The 22,099-nt window shown below is 49.2% G+C and carries 23 protein-coding genes; 19 read left to right on the top strand and 4 right to left on the bottom strand.

Annotated elements, in window-relative coordinates; genetic code table 11:
* From LUCIF_RS07960 to LUCIF_RS07970, 3 genes are read left to right on the top strand one after another with little or no spacing between them, the layout of a single operon-like run.
* Positions 1-1,110 carry a GerAB/ArcD/ProY family transporter gene (locus LUCIF_RS07960; protein ID WP_122627345.1) on the top strand — a complete coding sequence of 370 codons (1,110 nt, stop codon included), beginning with the start codon at positions 1-3 and terminating at the stop codon, positions 1,108-1,110.
* Entirely contained in the window at positions 1,107-2,285 is a 1,179-nt protein-coding gene (locus LUCIF_RS07965; protein ID WP_122627346.1) for a Ger(x)C family spore germination protein, read from the top strand. Before LUCIF_RS07960 ends, LUCIF_RS07965 begins: the two co-directional genes overlap by 4 nt.
* 15 nt (positions 2,286-2,300) lie before the next feature.
* Positions 2,301-3,497, top strand: a complete 1,197-nt coding sequence (locus tag LUCIF_RS07970) for a Ger(x)C family spore germination protein (RefSeq protein ID WP_122627347.1) — start codon at positions 2,301-2,303, stop codon at positions 3,495-3,497.
* A gap of 181 nt (positions 3,498-3,678) precedes the next feature.
* Here LUCIF_RS07970 and LUCIF_RS07975 read toward each other — a convergent pair whose 3' ends face one another.
* Positions 3,679-3,906 (bottom strand): hypothetical protein, encoded by a 228-nt coding sequence (locus LUCIF_RS07975; protein ID WP_122627348.1) that lies wholly within the window; start codon positions 3,904-3,906, stop codon positions 3,679-3,681.
* Between the two features lie 122 nt (positions 3,907-4,028).
* Here LUCIF_RS07975 and yabP point away from each other — a divergent pair, with 122 nt between their 5' ends.
* From yabP to ftsH, 12 genes are all read left to right on the top strand, one after another.
* Positions 4,029-4,304, top strand: a complete 276-nt coding sequence (yabP, locus tag LUCIF_RS07980; protein WP_207857216.1) for a sporulation protein YabP — start codon at positions 4,029-4,031, stop codon at positions 4,302-4,304.
* 33 nt (positions 4,305-4,337) lie between these two features.
* Positions 4,338-5,072, top strand: coding sequence for a lytic transglycosylase domain-containing protein (locus LUCIF_RS07985; protein WP_122627350.1), 735 nt, complete (start codon positions 4,338-4,340; stop codon positions 5,070-5,072).
* A gap of 16 nt (positions 5,073-5,088) precedes the next feature.
* Positions 5,089-5,556: a spore cortex biosynthesis protein YabQ gene (yabQ, locus tag LUCIF_RS07990; protein ID WP_165865930.1), complete on the top strand. Its 468-nt coding sequence runs from the start codon at positions 5,089-5,091 to the stop codon at positions 5,554-5,556.
* Positions 5,557-5,664: 108 nt separating this feature from the next.
* Positions 5,665-5,952 (top strand): FtsB family cell division protein, encoded by a 288-nt coding sequence (locus tag LUCIF_RS07995; protein ID WP_207857218.1) that lies wholly within the window; start codon positions 5,665-5,667, stop codon positions 5,950-5,952.
* A gap of 86 nt (positions 5,953-6,038) precedes the next feature.
* The gene (locus LUCIF_RS08000) at positions 6,039-6,452 is read left to right on the top strand and encodes a S1 domain-containing RNA-binding protein (protein WP_122627353.1); all 414 of its coding nucleotides are present in this window, start codon (positions 6,039-6,041) and stop codon (positions 6,450-6,452) included.
* 60 nt (positions 6,453-6,512) lie between these two features.
* Entirely contained in the window at positions 6,513-7,409 is an 897-nt protein-coding gene (locus tag LUCIF_RS08005; protein ID WP_165865931.1) for a Ppx/GppA phosphatase family protein, read from the top strand.
* Between the two features lie 291 nt (positions 7,410-7,700).
* Positions 7,701-10,145 (top strand): stage II sporulation protein E, encoded by a 2,445-nt coding sequence (gene spoIIE / locus LUCIF_RS08015; RefSeq protein WP_122627356.1) that lies wholly within the window; start codon positions 7,701-7,703, stop codon positions 10,143-10,145.
* A 244-nt stretch (positions 10,146-10,389) separates the two neighbouring features.
* Positions 10,390-11,151 carry a threonine/serine exporter family protein gene (locus tag LUCIF_RS08020; protein WP_122627357.1) on the top strand — a complete coding sequence of 254 codons (762 nt, stop codon included), beginning with the start codon at positions 10,390-10,392 and terminating at the stop codon, positions 11,149-11,151.
* Between the two features lie 28 nt (positions 11,152-11,179).
* Positions 11,180-11,617 (top strand): threonine/serine exporter family protein, encoded by a 438-nt coding sequence (locus LUCIF_RS08025; protein WP_122627358.1) that lies wholly within the window; start codon positions 11,180-11,182, stop codon positions 11,615-11,617.
* Position 11,618: 1 nt separating this feature from the next.
* The gene (gene tilS, locus LUCIF_RS08030; protein ID WP_122627359.1) at positions 11,619-13,001 is read left to right on the top strand and encodes a tRNA lysidine(34) synthetase TilS; all 1,383 of its coding nucleotides are present in this window, start codon (positions 11,619-11,621) and stop codon (positions 12,999-13,001) included.
* Between the two features lie 26 nt (positions 13,002-13,027).
* Entirely contained in the window at positions 13,028-13,543 is a 516-nt protein-coding gene (hpt, locus tag LUCIF_RS08035; protein ID WP_370745014.1) for a hypoxanthine phosphoribosyltransferase, read from the top strand.
* A gap of 137 nt (positions 13,544-13,680) precedes the next feature.
* Entirely contained in the window at positions 13,681-15,591 is a 1,911-nt protein-coding gene (ftsH, locus tag LUCIF_RS08040) for an ATP-dependent zinc metalloprotease FtsH (RefSeq protein ID WP_122627361.1), read from the top strand.
* 92 nt (positions 15,592-15,683) lie between these two features.
* On the opposite strand, the gene LUCIF_RS08045 is transcribed toward ftsH, so the two are convergent.
* From LUCIF_RS08045 to LUCIF_RS08055, 3 genes are all read right to left on the bottom strand, one after another.
* The gene (locus tag LUCIF_RS08045; protein WP_122627362.1) at positions 15,684-16,316 is read right to left on the bottom strand and encodes a hypothetical protein; all 633 of its coding nucleotides are present in this window, start codon (positions 16,314-16,316) and stop codon (positions 15,684-15,686) included.
* A gap of 101 nt (positions 16,317-16,417) precedes the next feature.
* Positions 16,418-17,815: a sensor histidine kinase gene (locus LUCIF_RS08050; RefSeq protein ID WP_122627363.1), complete on the bottom strand. Its 1,398-nt coding sequence runs from the start codon at positions 17,813-17,815 to the stop codon at positions 16,418-16,420.
* On the bottom strand, positions 17,812-18,489 hold the full coding sequence (locus tag LUCIF_RS08055) for a response regulator transcription factor (protein WP_122627364.1): 678 nt from the start codon (positions 18,487-18,489) through the stop codon (positions 17,812-17,814). Before LUCIF_RS08055 ends, LUCIF_RS08050 begins: the two co-directional genes overlap by 4 nt.
* 208 nt (positions 18,490-18,697) lie before the next feature.
* Here LUCIF_RS08055 and LUCIF_RS08060 point away from each other — a divergent pair, with 208 nt between their 5' ends.
* From LUCIF_RS08060 to dusB, 4 genes are all read left to right on the top strand, one after another.
* A complete protein-coding gene (locus tag LUCIF_RS08060; RefSeq protein ID WP_122627365.1) occupies positions 18,698-19,684 on the top strand; it encodes a biotin--[acetyl-CoA-carboxylase] ligase in 987 nt (328 codons plus the stop codon).
* A gap of 2 nt (positions 19,685-19,686) precedes the next feature.
* Positions 19,687-20,250 (top strand): biotin transporter BioY, encoded by a 564-nt coding sequence (locus LUCIF_RS08065; RefSeq protein ID WP_122627366.1) that lies wholly within the window; start codon positions 19,687-19,689, stop codon positions 20,248-20,250.
* A 14-nt stretch (positions 20,251-20,264) separates the two neighbouring features.
* Positions 20,265-21,029: a type III pantothenate kinase gene (locus LUCIF_RS08070; RefSeq protein WP_122627367.1), complete on the top strand. Its 765-nt coding sequence runs from the start codon at positions 20,265-20,267 to the stop codon at positions 21,027-21,029.
* Between the two features lie 84 nt (positions 21,030-21,113).
* Positions 21,114-22,085 (top strand): tRNA dihydrouridine synthase DusB, encoded by a 972-nt coding sequence (gene dusB, locus LUCIF_RS08075; protein WP_122627368.1) that lies wholly within the window; start codon positions 21,114-21,116, stop codon positions 22,083-22,085.
* Positions 22,086-22,099: the final 14 nt, after the last annotated feature.

A 22,099-nucleotide genomic window follows, 5' to 3' on the forward strand; every position in this document is an offset into this window, starting at 1 on the left:
ATGCCAAATCTGGAAGCTAAAGGTAAAATGTCGGCCGGCGAATTGACAGTGATATTAGTCGGTTCCATGATCGGCACCAATATCCTGGCTAATGCGCAAAAACTGGTTGTCGACGCCGGGCAGGATGCCTGGATCAGTATTCTATTGTCCGGCCCGGTTTTTTACGCAACTGCCTGGATGATGGTGCGGTTAGGCCGGTATTATCCGGATCAAACCTTCGCCGAATATGTTTCCCTGCTTTGGGGCCGCTTTTTTGGCTGGGGAGTTTTGCTTTGGCTGGCCCTTTTCATTGGAATCGACTTTTCCCTCGCTTTAAAGATGTTTAGCCGGACCATCGCCTTTTTTCTCTTTGACCGCACCCCCGAGGAAGTATTGGCGTTATCTATGCTCGCAGTCTGCGTATATTGCACCCTGCAGGACCTGGGGACGTTTATCCGGACTGTGCAGTTGATGGTTACCGTGTCTGTGGTCATGCTGATGTCTGTCTGGTCATTAACCATTTTCAGTTTTTTGCCCGAGAATCTCTTGCCTTTATGGCCGTTGCATTTAGCCGGAATCGCCAAAGGAATCGGCGATTCCTGGAGTTTATACACCGGCTACGAAGTTCTGCTGCTGCTGCTGCCGCAGGTATATCGAGGTAAGGTTAGCTTGAACAAAGCGGTTGGCGCCTCTTTCGGCTGCGGCGGTGTCGTCTTTCTGTTTATTATGGTTATGACCATTGGCGTGCTGTCGGTGGAGGGTGTAAAGAACAACCCGTTTGCCGTTTTAACTGTAATCCGCAGTGTGGAACTGCCCGGTACGTTTATTGAGCGGTTGGAAAATTATTTGCTGTTAGCCTGGATCCCGCTGGTTTTTGTAACCTTTTCCACTTATTTGCTGCTTTTATCCTATCTCTTGCAATACCGCCTGGGCTATGCCGACCACCGGCCCGGGGTGTTGGTTTTGGCGCCGCTTATTTTTGTGGGGACCGTACTGCTGGACGGGCAGAATATGATTAGCTGGGCGGAGAAAGCCGGTACCGGGCTGGGATTGGTTTTTTCCTTTCTGATTATACCTGTATCCCTTTATTTGGCCTATCGCCGGCAAAAAAGGCAGATGGTGCCGTCATGACCAGGCGACGCGTTTGCGCCATGCTGTTGCTGGCGTATTGTCTGCTTCTGACCGGCTGCTGGGACCGGCGGGAATTGCAGGACCGGAATTTTGTTCTGGCTATCGGCATTGACACGGCTGCCGCCGAACCGGCGAAGCGGGCGGCGGTGGAAACATACAAGCAGCTGGAAGGAAGTAAAAAATACAGTCTGGACTTGCAGGTTCTAAAACTGGTTACACCGGAAGAACCGGGCAAACAAAGTAAAACCTTTGTGATTTCCAATGTGGGAAATTCGTTCTTTCAAATGGAACGCGACCTGTTTGGACAGAGCAGTAAGCCGTTGTATTTTGAGCATGTGCAGACTATCATTCTCAGCGAGGCCGTTGTGCGGGATGCCCCTTTGACATCGTTACTAAGTTTTTTCCGCAAAGACAGTGAAATGCGCTGGCGCATTAAAGTTTATGTAACTTCCGGCAAAGCCCGGCCGTTGCTGGAATTTGTACCGCCCAACCACGAAGCGGGCGGCATCTATTTAGCCAATATTGCCAAACTGTACCGGAAAAATTTACATGTGGCCGGGGAACGTACCGACCTGGGATATATCAGCCTGGCTCTCGACAATCACAACGATGTGGCGATTCCGCGGATTGAACTGGCGGGCAACGTGGTCAAGGTAGGCGGTCTGGCCGTTTTCCACAAGGACCGGTTTGCCGGCTTTCTGGATGAGCAGGCAGTAGCCGGCTTGAAATTAATCCGCGGGTTGGAAAAAGAAGCGGTTATCAGCATCTCCTGTCCGGAGCGTCCGGACAGAAAATTGGTTTTCAAGCTGCTGCGCCATGATACCCGTCTGGCATCCCATGTTGACGGGGGCAGACTTTACTTTACACTGGATATCAATATGGTTGGCAATATCAATGAAATGCAAGGCTGCAGCGAATATGACCCGCGGGACAGCCGGTCCTTACGAAACCTGGAGGTTGCTTTTGCCGACAAAGTCAAAACAATGGTTCTTTACGGCTTGCAGCAGATGGAGGATCTAAAAGTGGATGTCGCGGGTCTGAATGATAAACTCCGGGAAGAACAGCCCGAATTGTGGCAGCAGGTCAAAGACGGTTGGGATCAGCGGCTGCCGCAAATCCCGCTGGCGGTGTCAGTGAATGTGACCATTCGCAATTATGGTGAACATACCAAATAAGCAGGGGGTACCCCAATGAAAATTCGTTTAGCCGCCCTGTTTGCTGTACTGGCCTTGTCATTGCCGGTGGCGGGTTGCTGGGACCGGCATGAACTGCAGGAACGCAGTTTCGTCATGGCGGCGGCCATTGATGTTGCAGGCGCCGCCAAGGAAAAAGAAAGCGGTGCGGCTAACGTGGAGGACTTCCCACTGCTTGAGGGCCGGCGCAAGTACCGTCTTAGTTTGCAAATATTAGAATTGGCGCCGCCGCCCAAAGGACAGACAAGAGAAGCTAAAAGTGCCAAAACGTTTGTCATTGCCACCGACGGCGACTCGCTGTTTCAGATGATTGAGGACCTGCAGGGCCAAGCCGACAGGCAGCTTTACTTCGAGCATATTCAAAGTATTATTATCAGTGAAGCCGCGATCCGGGAAGGATTAGAACCGATAATCGACTGGTTTCACCGGGACGCTGAACTCCGCTGGCGGACGAAAGTGTTTATTACACCCGGACGGGCCGCCGATATACTAAACTATAAACCGCCCAGCGGGGAAGCGGGCGGTATGTATTTGGCCAAAAGCGCCGAAATGTATTTTAAGGACCCGTTCATTGCCGGTTCGCATACCGACCTCGGGTACGTTACCGAAAGATTTGACCAACATGCATCGCTGGTAATACCCCGTTTGGATTACAAGCCTCCCGTTTTAAAGATGGGCGGCATGGCGGTATTTAAAAACGGACGTTTCGCCGGTTACCTCGACGGCTACGCCACCCAGGGCGGCAAGTTTCTTATGGGGATTGAAAAGAGTGCCCTGATCGTTGCTCCCTGTCCGAACCATCCTGCCTATCCGGTAACATTTGAGCTATTTCGTCATGATACCCGGTTAACGCCTCACATTGATGGCGACTCGATTTATTTTACCTGCGATATCTATATGATGGGCAATTTGGGGGAAAATCAATGCGACGGGATGGGGGATGATACAAGTGACCCGGCTTATATCCGGAAGCTGGAAGCAGCTTTTGCCCAGGAAGTGAAAAAGAATATTCTGTATGCCCGGCAGGCGTATTGGCAGCTAGGGCTATCTCCTCCCGGATTTCAAAGCAGACTAAAGGCCCATGCCCCGGCAACCTGGGAAAAAGTAAAAGACCGGTGGGACAACATTTTCCCCACCATTCCCTTGATTCTCTCCGTAAATGTAACGATTCGGAACCTGGGAACGCATAAATAGATTATTTGAGCCTGCTTAAAAAGCGCACCAATCCCATTTTTCGCAGTCCTTTGCCATTATTTTAGAATGCGAAATGTGGGACCTACGTTGTTGCGGCTGCGCGTTCTCACTCAACGTACGCCTGAGTACGCCTCGTTCGAATGCTCGCCGCGCCTAGTATCTGCATCTTTTTAAGCAGGCTTTATTTGAAGATGAAGCTGAATAGCCATAACGCAAAGGCCGTAGCCGTATAAACGATTGCCGTCCGGCGGGCCAGCAAGGCTTCCCGTTCCCGGGCATTATGCTTTTCAAGGATGCCGGCCAGAAACCAGGCAGTTAGAGAGGTGGCCAGGAAGGTCAACGGAACCCAGATGGTTGTCTTATGAACAATTTGAAAGGCCAGTTTTTGCCACCAGTAATACCAGTTCATACTATTCTCCTTTTCGCTGCTTATTTTTTTAGTATGCCCGGATATTGAGACCAATTTGTACTATTTTACCAGTCCTGGGTCATATACATCATTGATAAAGCATACGGGGGTGGTATTTGCCCATGGATGATAAAAACACCAACTGGCGGCATCAGGTTAACCTGGTGGACCGGGAAGAGTTGACCGTAGACGGGGTCGTGAATCTGGGCAGCTTTGACGAAAAGGAAATCGTCATGGAAACCGAGGAAGGAATATTAATTATTCGCGGTACGGGCTTGAACATCAAACAATTAAATCTGGATAAGGGCCATATTAGCATCGAAGGGGTCGTTCAATCCTTAGTCTATGATGAGGAGGTCAAGCAAAAGAAAGGCTTATTAGGGCGGCTGCTACGGTAAGAAGTCAATGCTGGAAGGCTGCGAGGTGTGGTTATGGCTGCCAGCGGGATGCTGCGCCGGTGGTTTTGCCTGATAGGGATGCTGATAGTGGAAGGAGTTATTTTTGGCCTGGCATTCTATGGCATTCATTTTTGCCGTTCGGCGGTATGGCGGGATTTTAACGCGGCGGTGAAAGAACCGGTGACTGTGAATGCCCTGCCATACAGTACGTTGATTAATGCTGCCGCCGGAGAATTTAAGATCAGTCCGGCAGTCATTGCTGCCGTAATTCAAGCAGAAAGTTCCTTTGAGCCGAAAGCGGTATCTCCTGCCGGAGCTTATGGTCTGATGCAGGTAACTCCGGGAACCTGGCGGGAAGTGAATGAACAAATCAAAGCGTGTTCAGGGCGTCATGCCGGTTCGTGCGACAGCCGCTGCTATACCGATCCGGCTTTAAATATCAGGATAGGAACGGCTTATTTGGCTCAGTTATATACCCGGTATCATGGTAACATGGTATTAGCTCTAGCCGCCTACAATGCCGGGCCACAAACGGTAGCTGTTTATGGCGGTGTACCACCGTACGGAGAAACGGCTGCTTATATAGAACGCGTAATTAGCGCCAGTTACCGGTTTCGACATAAAAGGCAGCCTGATTATGAACGGTGGACGGCAAGATGGCAAGCTGCCGGTGGATTGGTGGCGGGAGGAATGTTAATTACGGCAGGAATGCTGTTTTTTACGGGACGGGTTTTATACAGGCGTTATCGGGGATGGTTGTGGAAATAGCTGATTCATAAAGAAGGTGAAATCATTGGGATTCAGCGGTCAGGCGGAGACGTTTTTCTTTGTGCTCTGGCTCGGAATTGTATTAGGAATATTGTTTGATTTTTACCGCGTCTTACGGGGGATATTTCGGCCGCGCTGGATTATGGGCACATTGGCTGATTTAGGATACTGGGTGCTGGCTATTGTTGTTGTATTTGGTTCCCTGCTGGCGGAAAATTGGGGAGAAGTCCGGGGGTATACTTTTTTGGGTCTGATTGCCGGCATCGGGGTATATTACCGCTTATTTAGCCACTATGTGCTCCGCCTGCTGATACGCTTTTTTCAATGTTTGGCCCTGCTTGGCCGCTGGCTGCGTACGGCAGTTCTCTATGGTTTTATTAAACCGGTGTGTTTTTCCGGACGGTTGTTGGCTGCTCCGTGGCTTTTCGCCGGCAGGACGATCAGACATTATTATCAAAAACACAAGAAGCCGCCCACTGCCTAAGCAGGTTAGCCTGCTTTTTATTTTTTACTTTTTAGGGAGGAAAGAGGAATGTCCTGTTAAGTTGGCGAATAGATATTACCATAATATTATCGGTGGTGGACGATGAGAATGCAAAAAAGAAAAAGTTACCGCATTAAATGGTTTAATCTGCTGCTGATAGCCATGATTGGATATTTTTCGTACGTATATTTTCAGCAACAGACGGATTTGCACACAATTCAGCGGGAAATGGAAGCAAACCAAACGAAGTTAAAACAACTGCAGCAGGTTAATAAGGACTTGTCAGCGGAACAAGGAAAATTAAAGACCCCTGAATATGTGGAGAAACTGGCCCGGGAAGAATTGGGTTTGGCTAAGCCGGGAGAAGTTCCTTTTGTTCCGGCTGGAAAAAATTGATCTTAGGCGACATTCCTTGACACTTTTTAAGGCGCAAGGGTATAATATGGTTGCAAAACATGTTGTAAGGAGGAAATTTGATTAGTATGTCCATTGAAGTTGGCAGTGTTGTTGAGGGAGTTGTGACAGGTATCACAAACTTCGGCGCTTTTGTTGAACTGCCGGGAGGAAAAGCTGGATTAATCCATATTTCAGAGGTTGCTGATGTATACGTTCGCGACGTCAAGGATTTTCTGAAAGAACAAGATCGCGTAAAGGTGAAAGTTTTGTCCATAGACGAACGTGGCAAGATCGGCCTATCGATCAAGCAACTTCAGACGTCTGTTCCCAAGAAGACACACGCCAACGATAATCGGCGACCGAACCGAATGAATAATACGTTGTCTTTTGAGGATAAACTGAGCAAATTTCTCAAAGATAGTGATGAGCGCCTGACGGATTTGAAGAAAAATACCGAGTCCAAGCGCGGTGGCCGCGGTGGGGTCCGCCGGGCTGAATAAGACACACGAGAGAGCATTCAGTAATGAATGCTCTTTTTAAATTGATAAGGGGGGATAAGAGTGATACGGGCAGCGATTGATATTGGCACGAATTCGGTACGGCTGTTGGTGGCAGATGTACGGGAAGGAATATTATATCCGCTGTATAGGGAGATGGCAACGACACGCCTGGGGACAGGCGTTCACAAGACCGGCAAGTTAGGGCGGGAACCGATGCACAATACGGCTGCTGCGGTGGCCGGAATGGTTGCCCAGGCCCAGGACCGGGGCGCCCGGAATATTGTGGTTGTTGCTACCAGTGCGGTGCGGGATGCAGTTAACCGGAAAGAATTTCTTCAGTTATGTTATGATGTCGCCGGTGTAGAGGTCTCGGTTTTAAGCGGCCCGGAGGAAGCCCGTCTTAGTTATACGGGGGCAGTCTACGGGGAAAATGCGAAAAGCCGTTTTCTGGTGATTGATATTGGCGGCGGCAGTACGGAAATGGTGCTGGGACGAAACGGCGAACTGGAAGAAGCAATCAGCTTGGACATAGGCGCGGTACGTCTCAGTGAATTATTTCCCGCCGGAACGGACGGGACTGTACCGCACTTAGACACGATTCGGGACTATGTAATAAAGCAGTTAGCAGTCACGTCTTCCTGGGAGCGGCCTGGCCGTATGTTGGGAGTAGGGGGAACGACCACATCCCTGGCTGCTATGGAACAGCACCTGCCCGTATATGACAGCTCCCGAGTGCAGGGATATTACCTTTCCCTGGCGACAGTAAGAGCCTGGCTGACAAGATTGGCGGCCATGACCCTGTCCGAACGTGGCCAGGTAGCCGGACTACAAAGCAAGCGGGCCGATATTATCGTCTATGGAATTGTTATCTTGGTTTGCATATTGGAATATCTGGCAATGGATGAAATTATGGTTAGTGAACAGGATATTTTGGAAGGGATTATTATAACCGGATAAAGGTGGTTGTTTGTCTGCCTGTCAGAGGACAGGCAGTTTTTTTGCCCTATTTTCATCGATTATGTCAATTTTTTTATTAAATTCTCTGACCTGTTCAGACAAAGTATGTCTGGTAATTTATGTAAAATGGAATATGCAGTATATACCATCCACATTTCGCAGGCTGAATTTATGGCGACAATATTTTTTTCACTCGATAGCCGCAAGGTAAATGATGACTGGAAAATGATTGCCGAGTGACGGAGGACTGCGAAAAGTGGGATACCATAATAAGCAGGGGTGGATTTTTTTATGCCGAAAATGACTGTAATCGATGTGCCGGACGAATTGCTTGCGCCGCCGGAAGTGACGTCTGGAAAAGGGACCAGTGCGAACAAATGGAATCCAGGCAGACTCTGGCAAAAAATAATAACGTTCGCAAGTACTTTGCTTCAGCGAAATAGAATGTTCCTGATTTTGTTGGCTTTTTTATTGGGGAGAGTTTCCATTATGGGAGAATTAGCGCCGTTTGGTCTTGCATTTTTTGCCGCGGTGGCTCAGAACGTTCCCAAACAGGCGCTGCTCGTAGCTTTTTGGACGGTAGCCGGAGTGATATCGGCGGGACATTATACGGAAGCCGGCATGTATATTTTATCAATTGGCGCCTATTTCTACTTAAGAGGCCGGTTAGTATACGGACGGCACAAGTTGTGGACCGGTCCTGCCTTTATTTTTGGAGCCGCATTGCTTAGCGGCTTGGGGATTACGTTGTGGCAACAGGCCAACTTGTATGCGGTGGTATTAAATGTATTGGATGCATCCTTGTGTATGGTGCTTGCCGGTCTTTTCCTGTACGGCGTGCCTGCTATTTTAGAACCGGAATGGAAATGCCATTTTGCCGGTGAGTCCCTGCTGTGTACGCTGGCGATAGCGGCCATTGCCGTGGCCGGTTTAGGGAGCGCCACGGTCTGGGGTTATAGTATACGTAATATGGCGGGTAGTTTCCTGGTGGCCTTGCTGGCTTTGGGTGGCGGAGCGGGAACCGGGGCGGCGGCAGGGGTTGTCGTAGGCCTGGTTGTAGGTCTGACGGAAAATAACGTATTACAGGATATCGCCTTTTACGCTTTATCCGGTCTCCTGGCGGGAGCTTTTCGCAGCCTGGGAAGATTTGCCGTCATATTAGGTTATATTCTGGGCAGTCTGATTACCGTAGTTTATTTCGGACAAGCCTGGGATTTTAGTCTTATCCTGACAGAATCTACCCTGGCCGCAGCGCTGGTTTTGACTGTTCCTGTCCGGAAACTGGAGACCATGGTGGAAAGCATAATGCCGGCCGGCCGCGAATTATGCCAGGGACGGCCGGCATTGAGCCCTGCTGCCGATAAATTAAATAATATCGCCGACATGTTTACCGATCTGGCGGGAACTTTTGGCAATTTATCCAATATCGCCCGGGAAAAGTTTAAGGAGGAAGAAATGGCCCGTACCTTGGCGGTAATCGGTGAGCAGGTTTGTGAGACCTGCGAAAAACGCGATTTTTGCTGGAATCAGGATTTCTACCGTACTTATCAGGCTGTGATGGATATGCTTGTTCTGGCCGAATCAGGCAAACTGAGCGTACCGGCTATGCCGGCCGCTCAAAGAAACCGTTGTGTTAAGAGCCGGGAACTGGTTGATAAATTAAATGCAGTTGCTGAACGAAACCGTATATACGGATACTGGCAGCAAAAGATAATTGACTGCCGCCAGGTGGTTACGGAACAGATGCGGGCGACGGCTGCCATCCTTGGTAATTTAGCGCAAGAGATAAAAAAGGAACCGGGGGACGATCAGCGGTTAGCCAAATGGCTGCAGCAAAAGGCTCTGAGTTTGGATTGTCCATTGACCTCGGTAAGAGTGACGAGGCAGGAAAATAGTACGCTTGTTGAGGCGGGAAAAGCGGCCTGCCAGGGAACGCAGGAATGTATCCATACGCTATTGCCGCTTATAACCAACTTATTGGGAGAACCGTTTACACTTCAGGCGGAATGCGGTAATATGGCCAGCGACCGGAAGTGTAAATTAATTATGCGTACCGCCCGCCGTTATCGTCTTGAGACCGGAATGGCCTGCCGGCCGAAAGAAGAGGGGAATATTTGCGGTGACACTTGTACGGTAGTATCCATAAATCAAGGCAAAACAGCTCTAATGCTAAGCGATGGTATGGGAACCGGCAGTAAGGCCGCCGGAGAAAGTGGCACGGCGGTACACTTCTTGGAGAAATTACTGTCCGTGGGCTTTGACGTCAATGTGGCAGTAAAAACGGTGAATTCCATGCTTCTCTTGCGTATGCCGGAGGAAAACTTTGTGACTGTGGATATGGCAATTATCGACAACTTAACTGGTGAGACCGATTTTTTAAAAATTGGTTCGGCTCCTAGTTTTATCAAGCGGGTCAGAGAAATTTTTACCATTGAATCGGCGTCTCTGCCGATTGGAATTTTAAATCAAATTGAAATTGAACCGGTAAAAGCAAAACTGGTTGCGGGTGATACGGTCATTATGGTTAGTGACGGAGTAACGGATTTGTCCTCGCGGGGAGGAGAAAAGGAAATATGGCTAACCAACTTTTTACGCCGTATGGAGAATGATGACCCGCAGCAACTGGCGGAGCGAATTTTACAGCGGGCGGTCGAATTGGCGGGGGCAAAGATTCGGGATGATATGACCGTGCTGGTGGCTAAAGTCGTCAAAGAGGAAACGGAAGAATCATTTTAGACGAATTTTAACCGATATGAGATTTGTACACTGCCAGAAAGACCGAAAGCGATCTTTCTTCAATTACCAATTACCGAAAAACCGCACTAGCGGTTTTTCTTGTATAGGGGTGTATTTTTTGCTTTGTCAGGAGAGACAATAATATATTGATATTTTTCGGCAGAAATGAGAAAATGGCAGTGCGTTTTTAAGCAGTCTCAAGCAGGAAAAAATGGCTTTAGCGGGAATTTAAAGGAAATAGCTTATGGATGAGTTCTCATTAGAAGATGCGGCGGCTGTGGCAATTCTGGCCGGCGAGATTATGTTGCGAAATGGGGCCGAAACATACCGGGCAGAAGAAACAATGAATCATATTGCCCGTGCTTGCGGTGTACAAACCGCGGAAAGTTTCGTCATTCCTACCGGTGTATTTCTGATGGTGACGGATGCGACGAGGCATTCCCTCACGGTCATGCGACGGGTGCAGGACCGGACGATTAACCTGGACCGCATTGCCAGAGTTAATGAAGTTTCCCGCTGTATGGCAGAGGGGGTAGTCAGCGGCCGGGATGCCCGGTCCTGGCTGGAACAGATTGCTATCGAACGGACCGGATTTTCCCTTTTGCCGTCCATGATGGCCTCCGGCATTGTCGGTGGCAGTTTTGCTGTTTTACAAAGCGCTTTTTGGCCGGAGGTTGTACTGGCCTTTGTTGCGGCGGTCCTGGTTCGATATATCGCCCATATTGTTTCCCGGCTGAAGGAGGTTCCTTTCATTTTTGAATTTTTGGGCAGCGCTACGGCTGCACTGGTGGGAATTGCCGCCCAGTCTGTCTGGCCCTCCGTTGGACGGGATGTTGTAATTATCGGCGGTATTATTCCGCTTGTGCCGGGACTTACTATAACCAACGCCATTCGTGATGTGATGGCCGGCGACTTGCTTAGCGGAGCATCCCGCGGGTTGGAGGCCTTATTAAGTTCTGTTGCGATAGCCATGGGAGTCGTTGTTTGTCTGACACTTTACGGTTAGCTTGGGTGCAGGGTCTGAGGTGAAAGGGATGGTGCTGCACATCGCAGCTGTTTTTTGTATGTCCGCCGCAGTGGGAATATTATACCGTATACCGCGGAGTTCTTTAGTTTATGCCAGTGTAACGGGTGTGGCTGCCTGGCTGGTTATGGCGGGTTTTTCTTTTGCGGGACACAATCTGATCAGAGCCAGTTTTTTTGCCAGTTTAACAGTCGGTATTCTAGCGGAATTTCTGGCGCGGCTCCTGAAAAAACCGGCGACGGTGTATATTATCCCCGGTTTTATTCCCCTGGTACCGGGACGGGAGGCCTATACTACGGTGTTGCTCCTGCTGCGCCGGCAATATGTGGAGGGAATATCTATGGGGATGCAGACCCTGTTAACCGGCGGTGCGATTGCTTTTGGCATCTTTATTAGCTCTATCGTCTACCGGTTGGCAGTAAACTATATTATGAGGAGAAGCCTGTAATATGCAGGAAGAAGTAAAAAGGTGGATTAATAAATACCGCTTATTGTCCCGGAATGAAGCGGTTTTGGCGGCTTGTTCCGGCGGACCGGATTCGTTGGCCCTGTTGCATATGTTATGGACTTTGCAGCCTGAATATGGTTTTTATTTGGCGGCGGCTCATGTTGATCACATGTTCCGGGGGACCGAATCGGCAGAAGATGCCGTATTTGTAGAGCAATTTTGCCGGCGACTGGGCGTTCCATTTTACGGCAGAGCGATTAATGTTCCCCGTTTTATTGCCCGTAGCGGCCGCTCGGAGGAAGATGCCGCCAGAGTACTGAGATATGCTTTTTTGCGAAAAATAGCCCGGCAATTGGGCGGGGCAAAAATTGCCACCGGGCATCACCGGGATGATCAGGCGGAAACGGTGCTGATGCATCTCTTGCGGGGAGCCGGCAGCGGCGGATTACGGGGAATGCTGCCGGCCGATAACGGCATTATCCGGCCCTTTCTGGCGGTTAGCCGGGCTGAAATTGATAATTACTGCCGGATGCATCAATTAAAGCCGCGGCTGGATAGTTCCAACCTGAATAGGGACTATTTACGCAATAAAATTCGTCTGGATTTATTACCCGACTTGGAGGCTTATAATCTGGAGATCCGTGCCGTGCTGTGCCGAACGGCCGGTATTATCGGGGATGAGCATGATTATATCAGCGTTCAGGCAGGTAAAGTATGGGAGCAGATTGTCCGGTGCGAAGGGACGCGCCTGCTGTTGGACCGCAAAGAATTGGCCAAACAGCACATTGCTTTGCAGCGGGAAATTTTTCGGCGGGCTATTGAAAAAAAACAGGGCCAGTTGAAAGGAATAACCTTTGAACATGTGGAAAAATTGATTAAGATGGCATTGCATGGTAAAGTAGGCGGTATTTTCTGTTTACCGGGCAAGCTTACAGCAATGAACCGGTATGATGTTCTCGAATTGGGCTGGGAAAAAGAGAACGGGCCGGAATTAATTGAGCCGCCCGGCATTGTATTGCAAGTGCCGGGAATCACCTCGATTCCTCAAATGAGGTTGCAGGTAGTCGCTGAAATATCGGCTGACAGACTGTCGGCCGATGGAAAAATGTCGGCCCTGTGGGACGCGACAGAACTCGCGTTTCCTATTTTCGTGAGAAGCCGGCAGCCGGGAGACCGGTTTCAGCCTTTGGGCATGCCGGGAAGCAAAAAATTGAAAGATTTCTTTATTGATGCTAAAATACCACGTGAGAAACGAGATGAAATACCCATTTTTTATAACCGGAAGGGCATCCTATGGATAGGCGGTTTCCGTCAGTCGGAGCAGGCAAAAGTTAAAAGTGACACCAGGCATTTTTGTAAATTGACGATAAATAGGGGGATATAGCTGTGATTAATGACATTAAGGAAATTATGCTGACCCGGGAGCAACTGGCCCACCGGATTGCGGAAATGGGGCAGGAAATCAGTACCGACTATGCCGGTCAGGAAATTCTTATGATTGGCGTTTTACGAGGTGCCGTCATTTTTATGGCCGATTTGGCCCGGGCCATTGACATACCGGTGGCGATCGACTTTATGGCCGTTTCCAGTTATGGCAGCGCCACGACTTCCAGCGGCGTAGTTCGAATTTTGAAAGATCTTGATGAAACTGTAGAAGGAAGGCATGTTCTAATTGTCGAGGATATTATCGATTCCGGTCTGACGTTAAATTATCTATTGGAAAATATTCGCTCCCGTAAACCGGCCAGTGTAAAGATTTGTACACTGCTCAATAAGCCGGACCGGCGTAAAGTACCTGTAGAGATTGCTTATAACGGTTTTACTATTCCCGATTATTTTGTCGTCGGTTATGGTCTCGATTTTGCTGAAAAATACCGGAATCTGCCTTTCGTCGGAATTCTTAAACCGGAAGCTTATAATTTGTAATGTAGAGGAATATACTGAACTGGAAGTACGGGCAATTAACTTTTGTTGCCAGGGATTATTATGGTATGGTATAATATTTTCCTGTGTATATTATATTTTGATTGTCTTTCGGTGCTCCAGCGAGAGGAGGGTAATTGTTGAACAAATTTTTTCGCAATGTAAGTTTTTACTTACTTATCATTATCATTGCAATCTCCATTATTGATTATTATTCGTCGCGTACAACGCCCAAACAGGAAATCAGTTACACCCAGTTTCTCCACCAGGTGGATGAGCAAAAGGTGGTAAATGTGACGATCGTGGAAAATACGATTCGCGGCAAACTCAAGAATGGGCAGGAGTTTACCACGATTGCGCCGAATGACCCCACCCTGATTGGGACTCTACGGGAGAAGGGTGTGGATATAAAGGCGGAACAGCCGCCCCAACCGCCATGGTGGACGACCATTTTCTCCTCCATTTTACCAATGCTGCTTTTGATTGGCGTATGGTTCTTTATTATGCAGCAAACACAGGGAGGCGGCAACCGGGTTATGTCCTTTGGCAAAAGCCGGGCCAAGCTGCACGGGGAAGAAAAGATTAAAGTCACTTTTGCCGATGTGGCGGGAGCAGACGAGGCGAAGCAGGAACTTGAGGAAGTTGTTGAGTTTCTGAAGCATCCGAAAAAATTTAACGATTTAGGGGCCCGGATTCCCAAGGGAGTCTTGCTGTTTGGACCGCCGGGAACGGGGAAAACCCTCTTGGCCCGTGCTGTGGCCGGCGAAGCGGGCGTGCCGTTTTTCAGCATTAGTGGCTCCGACTTTGTCGAAATGTTTGTCGGCGTCGGTGCTTCCCGGGTGCGGGATTTATTTGAACAGGCCAAGAAGAATGCACCTTGTATCGTGTTCATTGATGAAATCGACGCGGTTGGGCGCCAGCGTGGTGCCGGTTTGGGCGGCGGCCATGATGAACGGGAGCAGACACTGAATCAGCTGTTGGTGGAAATGGACGGTTTCGGCGTTAATGAAGGGATTATTATTATCGCCGCTACGAACCGTCCGGATATCCTGGACCCGGCACTTCTCCGGCCGGGCCGTTTCGACCGGCAGATTGTCGTCGATAAACCGGATGTGAAAGGCCGGCTGGAAATTTTAAAAGTCCATACCCGGGGCAAACCGATTGCCAAAGAAGTTAGTTTAGACGTATTGGCGCGGCGTACTCCCGGATTTACCGGCGCCGACCTGAGCAATCTGGTCAATGAAGCGGCCCTGCTCGCAGCGCGGCGCAATAAAAAACGCATTGATATGCCGGAACTGGAGGAATCAGTGGAAAGAGTTGTCGCCGGCCCCGAGCGTAAAAGCAGGGTGATGAGTGAGAGGGAGAAGAAACTGACAGCTTATCATGAAGCCGGGCATACTTTGGTCGGAATGCTGCTAACCCATACGGACCCTGTGCATAAAGTGTCCATTATTCCCCGCGGCCGGGCAGGCGGCTATACTCTGATGCTGCCGAAAGAGGACCGTTACTATGCGACCCGCTCGGAACTGCTGGACCAACTTAAAACCCTCCTGGGCGGACGGGTTGCGGAAGCGGTGGTGCTGGACGAAATTAGTACGGGGGCGCAAAATGATTTGGAACGGGCCACTGAATTAGTGCGGAAAATGATCTGCGAATTTGGTATGAGTGAGGTCTTGGGGCCGATAACGTTCGGTAAACAGCATGATCAGCAGGTGTTTTTGGGCCGGGATATCGCCCGCGACCGTAACTATAGTGAAGAAGTCGCCTATTCGATCGACAAAGAAGTCCGCCGCTTAATTGAAGATGCGTATGCCAAGGCTGAAGAAATGCTTCGTTCCAATCTGGATAAGCTGGATTTAATTGCTCAGGCGCTCATTGAAAGAGAAACACTGGAAGGCGGGGAACTGGAACAGCTCCTAAAAGAAGGCAAGATTACGGATAAGCCGAAATCAGCGGAAGAAATGGAAGAACCGGACGTTGCTCCGACGAATGCCCTACCCGGAACGGATGAAGGAGTAGGTCCTAAAATTGTCTATATTTCCCACAAATAAAAAAAAACTAAAAGGCGGGAAAATCCAGCCTTTTAGTTTTTTTTTATGAGTGTATTTGTTGCTATTTTGCGGACGCCTGCACAGGCGCTGTTTTAACGATACGGAAATGCCTGACGAATCTGTCTCATATCTTGCCGGTACGTGTTGTCGTCAATGCCGATTGATTGAGCCACATCATGCCATGTATTGTTGATTTTCTTCAGGGATAGGATTTCCGTCACGGATTTATTACTATTCAGAGCTAACTGAGTGGCAACGGTAATATCGCCGATATGGTAACCCTGTTGCAGCAAGCTCAGGGTAGTCTGCTTATTGAATCCTAACTTTTTATTGAGTTGGGTTGCCATAATATCCTGATGGGTTGCTTTCATTTGTTCTTTGGTGATGCCTAGTTGTACGCATACATCTTTCCAGGTACTACCTGCCGTTTTGGCGGTCAGGACTTCATCCAACGATTTGCCGCCTGCCTTTGCCAGGAATGCGGCGCGGTTTAAGTCGCTAAAGGTGTAACCTTGGGAATGATATTTAAGGATCGCTGATTGGTCGATATCAAAAATATCTGCTGTACGGGCAGCCATCTCATCCGCTGAAAGTTGTTGCTGATGAACCGCGGGAAGTTGATCAGCGGTCTGAGCCGCCTGTACAATAAAAGGACTGACGGCGCCGGCCAGAATAACAGCACCGGTTAACAAGGCAATTATGGACTTTTGGAAACCCAATTTCATTTCGTCTACCTCCTGCAATTGATAAGATAGCCGGAGGGGAATTGCCCGCTTTTTTCCGGCTGCTGAGGCTAGTATAAGGGAAAACTATGACAAATATATGACTATGCGCTCACGATGGGTAATGTCAATATAAAGGCCGTTCCTTCGTTGAGTTTGCTTTCTACGGAAATGTCCCCGTGCATGGCCTGCATAAGCTTTTTCGTGATGGATAATCCTAATCCCGTACCCCCGTCATTACGGGCCCGGGACTTGTCCACCCGGTAGAACCGCTCCCAAATATAAGGTAAAGCGGCCGGCGGGATACCCGGCCCTTTATCGATTACTGCAATGGATACATAAGCACCATTACTTTGCGCTTTTACAGTAATGGGGGAATTTTCCGGCGCATGGCGGATGGCATTACTGATGAGGTTGGACATAACCTGGGACAGGCGGTACCGATCCGCCAGAACGGTAGGCAGCTTGCTGCTGATCATCAGGTTCCAGACAAGGTGCTTGTTCTCTAAAAGGTGAACGTATTTTTCTTTTTCTGCGGCTAAAAAGTCGGTTAAATCCAGTTTTTCTACGGCAATGGATAATTCACCCGCTTCCAACTGGGATAAATCCAGGAGATCGTGAATAAGCCGGTCAATACGCTTCGACTCGTTCACGATAGTGGATAGATATCGTTGCTGCTGCTCCGGGCGTGTTGCCATCCCGTCCAGGATGGTTTCGGATAGAGCCTGGATTGTAGCTACGGGGGTTTTTAGCTCATGGGACACGTTAGCCAGGAAATCCCGCCGGTTTTGTTCCACATGGGCCAGGGATTCAGCCATAGTATTAAATGTACGCCCTAAAGAACCCACTTCATCATCGGCAGTTGCTTTGGTACGGCTGTCATATTCTCCCTTGGCAAACCGGGCCGCAGCCCGGCTGATATCGGCAATCGGGCGTGTGACCCCGCGGGAAATGATAAATCCCAGGGTGACGGCTACCAGTATGCCGACGATAACTGAAATAAATACCAATCTTTCCAAGGCTTCGGCTGTCTGATTTACGCCGAAAATCGGAGCATACATGAACAGGGCGGTAGAAGTGGATGGAATGGGTAAGGCAACGACGATAGAAGGATCTGTATTACGCCGGTTGTTATGGACCCAGGATTGTGGAGTCCCCGAAAAAACTCCTTTTAATTCCTTAGCTTCATCTGGTCCCCAGTGGTGCCATTGCTCGGGCGGAGAACCGGCGACAACGAAGTTTGTATCATCCATAATCCAGACGGTTGCTCCTACCAGGCCGCTGATGGCATTCATAAAGCGGGGAATCGGCACCCGGCCGGAGTTAATGATCGGCAGCAGCATCCTGACAATGGTATCTCCTTTTGCCAGCAAGTCCTGCCGTTTGGCTTCCACAACGTGAATCCGGACCAGGTAAGACATGAACAATCCTAAAGTAGTAGTCGTGACCAAGATAACAACAATGTGGGAAAGCAGGATTTTGCTAAAAATAGACCGGGTCATTTAGGAGTCACCTCAAATTTATATCCTACACCCCATACGGTATGAATGTACTCATAAGCATCCGTATCAATTTTATGGCGCAACCGTTTAATTGTGGCATCCACGGTCCGGTCGTCCCCTTCAAAATCGTAGCCCCAAACGTTAGTCAAGAGTTGCTCACGGGAGAAAGCAATCTTGGGGTGGCGCGCCAAAAAAAGCAGCAATTCAAATTCTTTTGGGGATAAGGTGACCTCTTCTTGCTGTCGTTTTGCACTCTGCGTATTGGGATTGATACTTAAACCCGGAAAATCAAGTGTCAGACCGCTTTCGTACAACAGGCCGCTCCGCCGGAGGACGGCCTTGACTCGGGCAACTAGTTCCCGGGGGCTGAATGGTTTTGTGATATAATCATCCGCTCCCAGGGAAAAACCGGTCATTTTGTCAACTTCAGCGCTTTTGGCAGTGAGAAAGATGACCGGTACTTTTCTCTCCAGGGCGCGGCATATTTCCCAGCCGGAATGCTTCGGCAGCATTACATCTAAAATTAGAATATCCGGTTTTGACGCAGTTTCAATCTGCAGAGCCTCTTCGCCGTCAGCCGCCGTATAGACCTGAAAGCCCTCCTTTTCCAGATAGAGCTGGACAACTTCCCGAATATTCACTTCATCGTCGGCGACCAATACTTTGATGCTCATATGATGTACCTCCCCTAACCGGCAGTTATTCATTCATAATGCAAATACAGCCGGCGGCATTATATTTATTTTATCATGATTTTGAATGACCATGCTTGTTTGCAACAGGAAAAGATGTTATTATATCCTTTGTAATTGACGGCATGTACAGCTTGTAAATATTGTAAACTTAAGATTGTTATAGCGATAACAAATTGGGGGGATTGGGATGCGGCGCAATATAATGCAGTTTCTGAGAAGCCGGTCCGGGGAGTATATATCAGGTGAAGAAATTTCCCGGCAGCTTAAAGTGTCCCGGACGGCCATATGGAAACATATTCAAGCATTACGCCAGGAGGGATACCGGATTGAGTCCCATCCCCGGCTGGGATATTGCCTGCGCGAGATACCGGACCGATTGTTGCCGGATGAAATTGGTATGAAACTGACCACCAAAATATTGGGAAAGCAAATCCATTATTTTACTGATGTTCATTCAACGAATAATGAAGCGAAGCGAATCGCAATGGCCGATGCTCCGGAAGGAACGATTGTGGTGGCTGAAGCGCAAAACCGGGGACGGGGAAGGATGTCCCGCGGCTGGTTTTCACCCTTTGCCAAGGGAATTTGGTTTTCGGTAATCCTTAGGCCGCCGTTTAGTCCGGCTGAGGCTCCAAAATGCACGTTAATGGCGGCTGTAGCCGTTAGTTCCGCCATTCAACAAGTGACCGGTGTTGCCTGCGGGATTAAATGGCCTAATGACATACTGTATCAAGGGAAAAAAATAGTTGGTATCCTGACTGAGATGAGTGCAGAAATCGATGTGATCAACTATATTGTTATCGGTATCGGGATTAATGTCAATATCGGGCAGGAGGAGTTCCCCGCTGAAATTAGCGGACTTTCCACCTCGCTGGCTATAGAGGCCGGACGGAAGATATCACGGCTTGATTTATTGACAGCTATTTTACAACAACTGGAGAGCCTTTACACCGGCGTTTTGGCAAATGGTTTTGCGTCTGTACTCGGTGAATGGCGGTCTCATTCCATCACTTTAGGACAAAATGTGGAGGTACTCGGCGGGACCGGGAATTTTACAGGCATCGCAGTTGATATCGACAATGACGGTGCATTGCTAATACAGACCGGTAGCGGCGTAGAAAAAGTATTGGCCGGGGACGTGTCAATTCGGCCGAGAACCGTGGAAAGGAGATAAAAATGTCCATCCGTTCAATGATTCTTGCAAGCTTGTTTGCCGCCTTGCTGGCGATCAGTTCGCAGATATACATACCCATAGGGCCGGTGCCGCATACACTGCAGATTATGTTTGTATTTTTAGCCGGTTTCATATTGGGGGGGCGCTGGGGGTTTATCAGTGTGCTGCTCTGGGTACTGCTGGGCGTTTTCGGTTTGCCCGTTTTTTCAGAAGGTAAGTCGGGTTTGGCCGCGTTGGCCGGCCCTACGGGCGGTTTCCTGGTTGGTTTTATGGTAGCTGCCTATCTTGTGGGCCGGTGCGTGGAGCAAGGTAAGCTGAGCGCCAAGATGACGGTTGCTGTTTTATTATGTGTTTTGTTTATTGTTTATGGCCTTGGTCTGGCCGGCTTTCTGCTGAGTTTCCACTTTTTTCTGCATAAGTCAATGACTTTAAACCAGGCGATGCTTATTGCGGTGATCCCCTTTTTGCCGTTTGATATTATTAAAACTGCTCTGGCCGCCTATTTAGGCATAAAAATCCGCCGGGCTTTGGTGCGGGCCGGATTTATTAAGGGACGAAAAGAGTAAAGGAGTCGTGAGAAATGTTATTGGTCCTGGATGTTGGCAATACCAACATTGTGCTTGGAGTCTATACTGAGGAGCGACTGCTGGTTCATTGGCGGATTTCGACCGACCGGCAGAAGACTCCGGATGAATATGGAATGTTGATCGGCAACCTGTTTGCCTATGGCGGCTTAGCGCTGAAAGATGTTCATGCCGTAGTTATCTCATCTGTTGTACCGCCTCTTACCGTACCTTTGACCCGTATGACGCAGCGTTATTTTAACGTTGAGCCCCTGGTTATCGGGCCCGGCGTTAAGACCGGCATTTGCATCAAGTATGAGAATCCCCGGGAGGTCGGCGCCGACCGGATCGTTAATGCTGTGTCAGCCTATGATAAATACGGCGGTCCCTTGATTATTGTAGACTTTGGCACGGCTACCACGTTCTGTGCCATTGCTCAGAACGGGGATTATCTGGGGGGGGCGATTGCCCCGGGTATTGGTATTTCCACGGAAGCCTTGTTTCAGCGGGCGGCTAAACTGCCGCGAATTGAATTGGTAAAGCCCAAAACGGTAATCTGCCGCAATACGATTACTAGTATGCAATCGGGCATTATTTTTGGATTTGTCGGCCAGGTGGATGAAGTTGTGCGACGCATGAAAATGGAGTTGGAAACTACGGCTAAAGTAGTGGCCACAGGTGGACTAGCCAATTTGATCGCACAGGAATCCGGCACCATTGACGTGGTGGAGCCTTTCTTGACATTGGAAGGTTTGCGTATTATTTACAACCGCAACCTGTGAGAATCCGGTTGCAGAATCAATAAATTGGGAGATGCAGTCTGGTAGTTGCCAGGCTGTTTTTCCGTCGAGGATGGGAATCATTATATGCAAATCGGCGGCATCGTATTGGAAAATCCGGTTATTTTAGCCCCCATGGCCGGCGTGACAGATTTACCTTTCCGGTTGTTGGCTAAGGAAATGGGATGCGGACTGGTTTATTCGGAAATGGTCAGTGACAAGGGACTATTGTATGAAAATAGTACGACCCTAAAAATGTTGCAAATCGATGTGCGGGAAAGACCGGTGAATTTGCAGATTTTCGGCTCCGAGCCGGATAGTATGGCTGAGGCGGCTAAAATTGTGGAACGGGCAGGAGCAGATATTATTGACATTAATATGGGGTGTCCAACGCCCAAAATAATCAAAAACGGCGAAGGCGCTGCCCTTATGCGCCAGCCGGACTTGGCGTCGCGAATTATGCGGAAAGTGGTCAGTGCCGTAAACGTACCGGTTACCGTAAAGATTCGCAAAGGCTGGGACGATTCTTCCGTAAATGCCGTCGAAATTGCTCAATTGGCAGAACAGGCCGGCATTGCGGCGGTCGCCGTGCATGGCCGCACACGGGCTCAATTCTATGCGGGTAATGCGGATTGGGAAATTATTAAACAGGTGAAGGAAGCAGTCAATATTCCGGTTATTGGTAACGGCGATGTACGGGATCCTGAGGATGCAGCCCGTTTGCTGCAGGAGACCGGCTGTGACGGCATAATGATAGGCCGGGGAGCACAGGGAAATCCCTGGATATTTCGGCGCGTTCTTCACTATCTCCGAACCGGAGACGTTCTTCCTCCGCCCGGTCCGGAAGAACGTCTGGCAATGATTATCCGGCATATGGACATGCTGGCCGCGCATAAAGGAGAATATATTGCCGTCAGAGAAATGCGCTGTCATGCTTCGTGGTATATTAAAGGGCTGCCGGGAGCGGCGGAAATGAGAGCCAAGCTGAATCAGGCCGAAAGCCGGGATGCATTTATAAATATTTTTAAAGGCTTTAAAACTGGTAATGAAGACGAATAAATTTTAGCAAAGCT

This window comes from Allolucifera butyrica (assembly GCF_900476375.1).
GTDB lineage: Bacteria > Bacillota > Negativicutes > Sporomusales > UPPP01 > Lucifera > Lucifera butyrica.

Bases quoted from the DNA above. Each gene is read 5' to 3' on its own strand.
- yabP (WP_207857216.1), top strand. From the start codon at position 4,029: ATGGATGATAAAAACACCAACTGGCGGCATCAGGTTAACCTGGTGGAC.
- LUCIF_RS07965 (WP_122627346.1), top strand. From the start codon at position 1,107: ATGACCAGGCGACGCGTTTGCGCCATGCTGTTGCTGGCGTATTGTCTG.
- LUCIF_RS07985 (WP_122627350.1), top strand. From the start codon at position 4,338: ATGGCTGCCAGCGGGATGCTGCGCCGGTGGTTTTGCCTGATAGGGATG.
- LUCIF_RS07975 (WP_122627348.1), bottom strand. From the start codon at position 3,906: ATGAACTGGTATTACTGGTGGCAAAAACTGGCCTTTCAAATTGTTCAT.
- LUCIF_RS08045 (WP_122627362.1), bottom strand. From the start codon at position 16,316: ATGAAATTGGGTTTCCAAAAGTCCATAATTGCCTTGTTAACCGGTGCT.
- spoIIE (WP_122627356.1), top strand. From the start codon at position 7,701: ATGCCGAAAATGACTGTAATCGATGTGCCGGACGAATTGCTTGCGCCG.
- dusB (WP_122627368.1), top strand. From the start codon at position 21,114: ATGCAAATCGGCGGCATCGTATTGGAAAATCCGGTTATTTTAGCCCCC.
- LUCIF_RS08020 (WP_122627357.1), top strand. From the start codon at position 10,390: ATGGATGAGTTCTCATTAGAAGATGCGGCGGCTGTGGCAATTCTGGCC.
- tilS (WP_122627359.1), top strand. From the start codon at position 11,619: ATGCAGGAAGAAGTAAAAAGGTGGATTAATAAATACCGCTTATTGTCC.
- LUCIF_RS07970 (WP_122627347.1), top strand. From the start codon at position 2,301: ATGAAAATTCGTTTAGCCGCCCTGTTTGCTGTACTGGCCTTGTCATTG.
- LUCIF_RS08025 (WP_122627358.1), top strand. From the start codon at position 11,180: ATGGTGCTGCACATCGCAGCTGTTTTTTGTATGTCCGCCGCAGTGGGA.
- LUCIF_RS07995 (WP_207857218.1), top strand. From the start codon at position 5,665: ATGCAAAAAAGAAAAAGTTACCGCATTAAATGGTTTAATCTGCTGCTG.
- LUCIF_RS08065 (WP_122627366.1), top strand. From the start codon at position 19,687: ATGTCCATCCGTTCAATGATTCTTGCAAGCTTGTTTGCCGCCTTGCTG.
- LUCIF_RS08060 (WP_122627365.1), top strand. From the start codon at position 18,698: ATGCGGCGCAATATAATGCAGTTTCTGAGAAGCCGGTCCGGGGAGTAT.
- LUCIF_RS08050 (WP_122627363.1), bottom strand. From the start codon at position 17,815: ATGACCCGGTCTATTTTTAGCAAAATCCTGCTTTCCCACATTGTTGTT.
- hpt (WP_370745014.1), top strand. From the start codon at position 13,028: ATGCTGACCCGGGAGCAACTGGCCCACCGGATTGCGGAAATGGGGCAG.
- LUCIF_RS08000 (WP_122627353.1), top strand. From the start codon at position 6,039: ATGTCCATTGAAGTTGGCAGTGTTGTTGAGGGAGTTGTGACAGGTATC.
- LUCIF_RS08055 (WP_122627364.1), bottom strand. From the start codon at position 18,489: ATGAGCATCAAAGTATTGGTCGCCGACGATGAAGTGAATATTCGGGAA.
- LUCIF_RS07960 (WP_122627345.1), top strand. From the start codon at position 1: ATGCCAAATCTGGAAGCTAAAGGTAAAATGTCGGCCGGCGAATTGACA.
- LUCIF_RS08070 (WP_122627367.1), top strand. From the start codon at position 20,265: ATGTTATTGGTCCTGGATGTTGGCAATACCAACATTGTGCTTGGAGTC.